We start from the raw sequence: 580 nt of genomic DNA on the forward strand, positions 1-580 counted from the left end.
GCCGGTCATCGTCTTCGGTCACTCCATGGGCGCGTCGGTGGCGCTGAACTACCTTTTGGGTCACTCGCCGCGCGTTCATGCCGCCGCGATCTGGAACTGCGATTTTTCGCAGGGGCTGCTTGGCCAGGTGGCACTCAGCATCCTCGCCTGGGAGCGGATGCGGCTGGGCTCCGACGTTCCGTCCCGCCTGCTGCCGAAACTCACCTTCCAGGCGTGGGGCAAGGCGGTGCCCAATCACCGCACGCTGTTCGACTGGCTTGCGCGCGACGAGGTGGAGGTGGCGAAATACATCGCCGATCCGCTGTGCGGCTGGGATGCCACTGTGTCGATGTGGCGCGACGTGGTCTCGATGGCGCTCAACGGCGGCAAGGATGCCAGCTTTGCCGGCGTTCGGCGCGACCTTCCCGTCGCCATCATCGGCGGCGAGAAAGATCCCGCCTCAGCCTATGGCAAGGGCATCACCCACCTTGCCAATCGCATGCGCAGGATGGGGTTTTCGAATCTCGTTTCAAAGGTTTACGCCGACACCCGCCACGAAAGCCTGAACGAGGTGAACCGCGACGCGATCATGGATGATTTC

Annotated in this window: 1 protein-coding gene; it reads left to right on the plus strand. The window is 63.6% G+C overall.

Going from position 1 to position 580, the window contains the following annotated elements; genetic code table 11:
* Positions 1-580: alpha/beta fold hydrolase (locus ACWTU8_RS31995; protein ID WP_455851276.1), on the plus strand; the 580-nt coding region annotated here is incomplete at both ends.

It is taken from the genome of Mesorhizobium sp. BHbdii (assembly GCF_053848045.1).